This window comes from Comamonas sp. AG1104 (assembly GCF_003350425.1).
GTDB classification, from domain to species: domain Bacteria; phylum Pseudomonadota; class Gammaproteobacteria; order Burkholderiales; family Burkholderiaceae_C; genus Comamonas; species Comamonas testosteroni.
Genome location: NZ_QQAS01000006.1, coordinates 372,768 through 380,587 on the forward strand (window position 1 = coordinate 372,768; position 7,820 = coordinate 380,587).

The following is a 7,820-nucleotide window of genomic DNA, read 5'->3' on the forward strand; positions in this document are numbered from 1 at the left end:
CGAGGTCAACTTTGGAGCGGTTGCGCCCACCAAGCCCTATGCGGGGGCGCCGGTCGAAATCGAGACTCTCTCGCGAGAGACGGGTTCGGCCGAAGAGGGCCGGCAGCCTGCGCCTGGTTTGTGGGAGGGCATGGACAGACGTGCCAGGGGCAATGTGGCTCCCGGGCTTGTGCATTTGGCAGAAATGCTGCCGGCATTGCGCCTGCTCATCGGATTGATGATTGCTTCCATCGTGATCCTTGCTCTGTACTTCGGGCGAGACATGCTGATTCCTCTGGCCCTGGCAATGCTGTTCGGCTTCTTGCTCGACCCGGCTGTCAGCCGGCTCAAGCGCTGGGGACTGCCGCGAATGGCTTCGGCTATCGTGGTGGTGGCCTTTGCCCTGGCAGCGCTCGGAGGGCTGGGCATGTATCTGGGTAGTCAGGTGCAGCAAATCAGCGCTGACTTGCCGACCTATCAATCGACAATCCGTGACAAATTGCGCAGTTTGCGCAAGAGCGCAAACATGCCCAGCGCCTGGGATGGCGTTTTCAAAACCTACAACACCGTTGAGAAAGAGATTGCCAGCGTGGATAACGCCAGGGCGCGGGTGCAGAAAGTGGAGGTTCAACCTCCCGAGTCCAAACCCACCACGCGGATGCTGCAGTGGCTGGGGCGTATTGCCGAGCCGGTGACGACCGCAGGAATCGTCTTGCTGTTTGTCATTTTGATTCTGCTTGACAGGGACGAGCTGAGGGATCGGTTGCTTAGGCTGGTGGGAGGCAACCTCAATGTGGCCACCGATGCGCTGGATGAGGCCTCGCAGCGCATTGGCAAGTATCTGCGCATGCAGTTCATCGTCAATGTCAGCTATGGCGTGCCACTCGCCATGGGCTTGTTGCTCATTGGTGTGCCAGGGGCGATTCTCTGGGGCGTTCTGGGTGCCATCATGCGTTTTGTGCCCTATGTGGGTCCGATGATGTCTGCGGTATTTCCGCTGGCGCTGGCCTTTGCAGTCGATCCCAGCTGGGATATGTTTTTGATGACTCTGGGCCTGATTCTGCTGCTGGAGCTGATCAGCAACAATGTGATCGAGCCATGGCTATATGGCGCAAGTACAGGTTTGTCGACCTTGTCAATCATTGTTGCCGCAACCTTCTGGACAGCGCTTTGGGGGCCGATCGGCCTGATTCTTTCCACACCTTTGACTGTGTGCCTGCTGGTGCTGGGGCGCTACATTCCCTCGCTCAAATTCATGGAGGTATTGCTGGGCAGCGAGCCTGTTCTCGGGCCGCAGCAACGGCTGTACCAGCGTCTGCTGGCCGATGACGCTGATGATGCCATCAGCATGGCCGTACAGTCCGTGGAGGAGCGCCTGCTCTCGAAGCCCAACCAGGATGACAGAGCCAATGCTGTCAGCGGGTTTTATGATGAGGTTGCAATTCCTGCTCTGCGTATTGCAACCCAGCAGCATCTGGAGTCGGCGACGGCCGAACATCGCTTGCGACTGTCCAATGGCATGGCAGCCTTGCTTGAGGAGTTGCAGGACCAATATGCATTCAGAAGCCGTGGCGAGCATGCCCGGGCGGCTCCCGGTGAAGGTGATCAGCGTCGATGTCTGCGCATTCATTGCGCGGGTGTGCGTTGGGAGGTGGATGCCCTGGGCGCAGCCATGGTGGCCCACGCAGAGAGCTTGCATGGTCATGAGGTTAGCTGCTCCGGATGGGCACTTGCCCCGGACTCGAAGTCCTTGCAGTTTGATGCCAATGGCTTGTTGGCGGATCGCGAGTGGGTTCAGGCCGTGAAGCAATCGGATCTATTGGTGCTGTCGATTTTCAACCACCAGCCACAAAGCATGGCGAGACGCATTGTGCGGCGCATTCGCCGCCATTGGCCGGGCGCACGAGTGGTGCTGTGCCTGTGGAATGCTCCAGCCGTGGCAGCTGACCCCGAGTTTGCCCGACAGACAGGAGCGCAGGCCTGCGTGACCAGTCTGCGGGAGTTGCATCTGTGGGTAGAGGCCATGCAGGTTGGAGATCCCGGCGAGTGTGTGATTGCAGCTCCGATTCCCGATGACGATGAGCAGCGCGTCAAGATGCTGCATGAAAGCGGAGTGCTGGCACCAGCATTGACAGCGCTGTATCGCGACACGGCCAAGAAGGCCGTGAACGCTTTCAACACCAAGTGGGCTCAAGTTTCCTGGGTGGATGCTGAACGTGTCTTTGCGCCGGGAAGTCTGCTGCCGCTGTCAGCGCAAGAGGGAGCTCAACAAGGCTTCCCTCGTGATGGCACGGTGTGCTCGTATGTCGTGTATGAAGAAGAGGCCATTGTGGTCGGGGACTTGGCGCGAGACCCCCGATTTGCAAGCGACTCGGTGGTGCATAGCCTCAAGCTGCGCTTTTACGCGGGTGTGCCTCTGGTGGACAAAAAAGGCAATGTGCTGGGCTGCCTAGCCATACTTGATGACGAGCCTCGCAACATGTCCGACGATGAGCTCGAGGTGCTCAGCGGCATGGCGAGGCAATTGATGGACGATGTGCGTGAAGCGCTCAAGCAGGGCCCTGTCGTTGAGGCTTGAGCGCTTGTGTGCAGTCTGTCAGAGCGAGGTGCTGAGCATCTGCTCATAGTCCTGTGCGGAAGCCAGTCGTGGATTGGTGGCGTGGCAGTGGTCCTTGAGCGCACCGCTGATGATTGCATCAAACTGTGCACGCTCCACGCCCATGGCAGCCAGACCCGATGGCAGATTCAGGCGGGCATTCATATCTCGGATCGCGTCGGGGATATCGCTTCCGCTGCTGAGACCCATGGCATGCGCCATGCGGTTGAGACGGTCCTCGCGCTGAACGCTTTCGGCTTCGGCATTGAAACGCACGACTGCGGGCAAAAACATGGCGTTGAGCGTGCCGTGGTGCAGGCGTGGGTTGATGCCGCCCAGGCTGTGACTGAGGCTATGCACGCAGCCCAGCCCTTTTTGAAAAGCCATGGCCCCTTGCATGCTTGCGCTCATCAATTGGCGGCGGGCTTCTGCATCGTTGCCATTGAGCATGGCCCGCTCGATATGTGCCCAGCCCCGGGTCAGCCCGTCCAGGCCGATGCCGTCGGCTGGTGGATTGAAGGCCGAGGCCATAAAGGTTTCCATGCAATGGGCTATGGCATCCATGCCGGTTGCTGCCGTCAGAATGGGGGGGAGGCCGAAGGTGAGCTCGGGGTCGCAGATGGCAGCCTTGGGCACCAGATGCCAGTTGTGAAAACCCAGTTTGCGATGGTCGTCCACGATGATGATCGCACCACGCGCTACCTCGCTGCCCGTGCCGCTGGTGGTGGGTACGGCAATCAGCGGAGCAACTCGCTCCGTAATACGAGGCGAGCCGCCTTCAATCGTCGCGTAGTACGAGAGCGGGCCTTCATGCGTAGCCGCAATTGCCACGCCTTTGGCACAGTCAATGGCACTGCCACCGCCCACGGCGATCAATCCATCGCAGTTCTGGGTTTTGTAGATTTCAGCCGCAGCGCGTACTGCCGCTTCAGTGGGGTTGGAAGGAGTCTGGTCAAATACGGCATGGGGCAGGCCACCCAGTGCATCTATGGATTTTTGCAAAATCCCTGCAGCCTTGACGCCGGGGTCGGTCACGATCAGCGGCTTGCTGATACCCACACGCTCGCATTCCTGGCGCAGCATTTGCACGGCGCCAAAGTCAAACTGGATCTGTGTCACGTAATTGATGAAGGCCATGTTCTGCTTGCTCAGTAGAAAGAGGAGTCTTGGCAATCTAGAAGCCTAGAAGCCGAATGCTGCCACGCAAAGACAGCAAACCCTAGGGGGTGGGAAAAATCGTCTCTCAGGGGACAGGGTAGAGACGATAACGCCATCCTCTTCGATGCCAACTTGAAGCGCTGATGCTTCATGCCTTCATGCCTTCATGGCAAGACAATCCGTTAACAAAGAACTGTGGCGATGGCTGCAGCCCTAATACCAGCCTTCGCACCTGTGCCAAAAGCGGTATATGTAAGCTCTCTGTGTGCAATGAAGCCGTTCTCGACGGCATCCTGTTTGTGCAGCAAACAGGCGTTTCTTTGGAGGATATCCCCCAAGTTTTGGGCTACGGTGGGAGTATGACTTGCGAGCGGTGTCTGGCAGAAGCTGCATCTGGCGATGCTGGTGCGGCTGAGCGAACATGACCAGGTTGACTGGGGTCGAGCCAGCATCGATGAATCCTCTGCATCAAGTTCCTGGTGGGCAGGAGACGGGCATAAATCCATCGGCTGCAAACAACACATCGTAGGAGATGCCAGAGGCACCAGTGCTGGTGATCTTCGTCAGGAGTGCCAATAGGCCGACTTCATGACGTTCGAGAAGTATCTGGATGCAATGCAGCCGTTGCATAACTGCCGGGGCGGTCACGCAAACGAACGGTAAAGCTTCATGACGACAAAGGTTACGACAAAAGGCGCTGCCGTGCCTGTTTGAGGTTGCGCGGTATCACTTGCAGGTTTGCTAGGCGAGGAGTCGAGATCTGCAACTCGGCAAATTGGCATTGAAAGGCGACTGGATACCCGAAGTGTTGCTGAAACCGGCTGCTGCAATCATCTGTCCATGCTTCGTGGATGAGGAGCGTGAGCGGCTCTTGGTGAAAAGGTTCTGGCCCAGATCAGATTGCTGCATGGGCCGGGATGCTGCCGCAATTGGCACGCATGCGGGGAGTTATGCAAAGGTTTCCTAAGCGATCCACATGCGTGACACAAACGCATGTGGATCGCTGAGTCGCAATTCAAGTTGCGCGTCAGTGGTCGAACTCAGTCGGTCACAGCCAGCGGACTGGTCGGCCGTGGCCAGTTCAATCGGAGTGGAGATTCAGGCATGGACCGTACGATACGCCACAGGCGTCATGCCGGTAGCTTGTCTGAATGCCCGGATGAGGCTCGCCTCGCTGGCGAAGCCAAGGTCGTCGACAATGCGTTTGAGCGGCTGTTGGGTTTCACATAGCGCTTCGGCCACTTGGCGCAGTTTGATGCGTCGCATCCACTGAGCTGCAGCCAGACCCGTATGCTCATGCACTCGCCGAGCCAATGTTCGTGCAGAGATATGCAATTGGGCAGCAAGCGCAGGCAAGCGCAACTCGCCTGCGGGGCTGCGCTGCACAATCATCTGTGCATGACGTAGAGACTCATCAGTCAGAGCAATGAGTTCCAGATTGGCAAATGCGGCATGCAACACTGCAGGGCGTGGCAGCATTAGTAGATTTTGTAGATCTCGAAGCTCAGTGGGGTCTAGCCTCTTGGTCAACATGTGCTGCACGAGCGGCAGATATCCGTGAGCGCCGGCAGCCGTCAACGAGCCTTCGCTGATGATCATTGGCTCATCAAAGCTCCATTCAACGCGTGGAAAGCTGGCTTGCAATGATTCCCGCAGCCACCACGTTGCCGTTGCACGTTGCCCACGCAACCTCCCGCTTGCAGCAACTGGCAGAACTCCTGCGCAATAGCTCCACACCTGGGTTTCCTTGGGCAATTCCCGCAATGCTCGGATCACCGGAGCCAGTTTCTGCAATGGGGCTCGCAGGTCATTTGCAGACGATAGCCACAGGCCTGGTACCACCACTGCGTCCACGCGCACAGCGTGTAGGCAGGTCTTAGGGGCTATCGACGGTCCTTGCCAAGTTGTGACTGGCGTTGTATCTACTCCTGCCCAGATCACGTCGCACACCATACGCCTTGCGCGCAGGTTGGCGGCTCGCACCATATCCGCTACAGAAAATAGGCCAGCCGGCATGCATTCGGGATACAGCAGCAATGCAAGGCGGAATGGTTCCATTTGAGATGTGGAATCTGGCATGAATTGGTAATTAACTGACTAGTCTTGCCATTTTCCATGCAGAGGCATATCGGAAGAATGAGGCATTTCCTCCAGCTCCGAGTTTTTCATGCAGATCACCCAGTTACGCAATGCCACTATCGTTCTAGAGTTTGAGGCCCAAGGCAGGGCCATTGGTCTGCTTGTCGACCCAATGCTCGCCCCTCTTGGAAGTCTGCCCGGATTGCGTTATCTGGGACGTGGACGGCAGCGCAATCCAATCGTCGAACTTCCTGCGAATTCAGAGGCCGTGCTTGAACGAGTTACACATGCGCTTATTACCCATTGCCAGCGCGGACACTTCGATCACCTGGATCGCATCGGTAAGCGCTTTCTACGTGAGAGACAGATCCCTGTGTTCTGCATGCCGCGTGATGCGGAGTACCTTTGCCAGCGGGGACTCAATGCAGAGTTGTTGAGCGCTCAGGAGCGCCAGTTGTGGAGTCTCGGTGGCCACATTACCCCAATCCTCTGTGTACATGGGAAAGGGTGGGTCGGGCGATTCATGGAGCATGGTCACGGCTACCTGCTGGAATTGCCTGGCGAACCTAGTGTCTATGTGGCCGGCGACACTTTGCTTACTCCAGCAGTACGTGACTGCCTGCATAGGCTGAGACCCGATATCGCCATCCTGCCTGCAGGCGGAGCACGCTTCGATCTGGGAGGAGAAATCCTTATGGATGCCAAAGATGTAATGGAAGCTGCAAGTTGCTGGCCTGGCGAGCTAGTGGTGAATCATCTTGAAGCTCTGGATCATTGCCCAGTTACGCGAGAGGAAGTGCGAACTCTCGCTCAAGATCGGGGTGTCGCTGATCGAGTATGGGTGCCTGAAGATGGGCAGTGTCGTCGCTATAAAGTCAGTCTTGCCGCAGTTGACTAGCAAGGACTCTTCCTGAGAGAAGGTGCCGCACGCGTGTGACGTGAGAAGTTCCATGTATGGCCGCTTGGAACTTGGTCTTCAAGAGTGGCTCAGGGGCGTCGCCGGTGGGGTGATGAGCAATTGAAGGAAGCGAATAGAGGCTTGGACTGGGTGATGCCGGCAATCCAAGCATTGATCATCGCAACTCGGCTAGCAGCAATGGGGCAGTTGCTGCCGGTGGTCAGATCACGCATGCCGGTCATCGCATAGCGCAATGCTGGTCAAGGAAGACCGGCGCCCCAATAAGGCCTCCATAGGCCTCAGCGAGCGATGGACTGCAAACGAGCTTCCCGCGCTGCTGGAGATTCGCGCAGCAATTCATTAATCACTTCTTCGCGTGTTTTACCGGGACCTGCAGGGGGGGCAAAGTTGGGGTAGTTGCTTTCTCCGTACGACAGGCGGCCGCTTTTCATCGCATCTGCAGTTTCGGCCCTGACTTGATCACGTGTCTTTTGGCTCACGAAATGTTCCGGATGAATAGTCACGCCTTGCTCGTTATTGGCTGGGTGTTCGTAGGCTGCCGAAGCCATCCCCGGCATGGCCAGTACAGCTACTGCTGCTGCGCTTGCAAATACGGATGCGAGGGAGAGACGACGTTGAGACATTTTGGTAGCTCCTAAGAAAGTCGGTGAAACACAATCTCCCAGGCCTTGAGAAAGGTAAGGAGGAGATGTGTGGATCTTAGGAATCCGACCCCAACAAAAGCGGGACAGCGCGGTGACATTGTTGTCAGCTTCTTCTCATGCCGACCTGGACGGCCCTTAGGCAGATAGACATGTCCGGTCTATCTTGGTGAACGAGCCCCGCCAGGGGGACTGCCGCCTCTTTTGAAAAGCGGGTGCAGGCCACCAGGCTACCCGCACTCGCTCTATTTGTGCACCGACCTCAGAACATGTGGCGCAGGCCCATGCCAAAGCCAGTCTGGTTCACACCCGGCATTGGTGTTCCACCAGCTTGAGCGCTGCTCGCTCCAAAAGCCGCATTGCCGCTGTTCTTCATATAGCCCAGCGAGGCATAGGCCGCAGTGCGCTTGGACAGGTTGTAGGTACCGCGCAGTACCAGCAACTGACC

Annotated in this window: 5 protein-coding genes and 2 pseudogenes; 3 read left to right on the forward strand and 4 right to left on the reverse strand. The window is 57.4% G+C overall.

The genetic code is table 11. The features are described 5' to 3' along the window. The first annotated feature begins 130 nt into the window (after positions 1 to 130). Positions 131 to 2,557, forward strand: a complete 2,427-nt coding sequence (locus DFO48_RS19210; RefSeq protein ID WP_114864485.1) for an AI-2E family transporter — start codon at positions 131 to 133, stop codon at positions 2,555 to 2,557. Between the two features lie 18 nt (positions 2,558 to 2,575). On the opposite strand, the gene DFO48_RS19215 is transcribed toward DFO48_RS19210, so the two are convergent. After that, positions 2,576 to 3,712, reverse strand: coding sequence for an iron-containing alcohol dehydrogenase (locus DFO48_RS19215; RefSeq protein ID WP_114864462.1), 1,137 nt, complete (start codon positions 3,710 to 3,712; stop codon positions 2,576 to 2,578). A gap of 187 nt (positions 3,713 to 3,899) precedes the next feature. On the opposite strand from DFO48_RS19215, the pseudogene DFO48_RS25505 reads away from it, so the two are divergent. After that, positions 3,900 to 4,586 (forward strand): annotated as a pseudogene (locus DFO48_RS25505) (IS5/IS1182 family transposase); the annotation flags it as partial. 245 nt (positions 4,587 to 4,831) lie between these two features. On the opposite strand, the gene DFO48_RS19225 reads toward DFO48_RS25505, so the two are convergent. Further along, positions 4,832 to 5,527: a helix-turn-helix domain-containing protein gene (locus DFO48_RS19225; protein ID WP_233506468.1), complete on the reverse strand. Its 696-nt coding sequence runs from the start codon at positions 5,525 to 5,527 to the stop codon at positions 4,832 to 4,834. Positions 5,528 to 5,900: 373 nt separating this feature from the next. Here DFO48_RS19225 and DFO48_RS19230 point away from each other — a divergent pair, with 373 nt between their 5' ends. Next, on the forward strand, positions 5,901 to 6,710 hold the full coding sequence (locus tag DFO48_RS19230; protein WP_114864465.1) for an MBL fold metallo-hydrolase: 810 nt from the start codon (positions 5,901 to 5,903) through the stop codon (positions 6,708 to 6,710). Between the two features lie 299 nt (positions 6,711 to 7,009). Here the strand turns inward: DFO48_RS19230 and DFO48_RS19235 are convergent, their stop codons facing one another. Continuing rightward, complete coding sequence (locus DFO48_RS19235) at positions 7,010 to 7,354, reverse strand: DUF4148 domain-containing protein (RefSeq protein ID WP_114864466.1); 345 nt, start codon at positions 7,352 to 7,354, stop codon at positions 7,010 to 7,012. Between the two features lie 280 nt (positions 7,355 to 7,634). Then, positions 7,635 to 7,820 (reverse strand): annotated as a pseudogene (locus DFO48_RS19240) (porin); the annotation flags it as partial.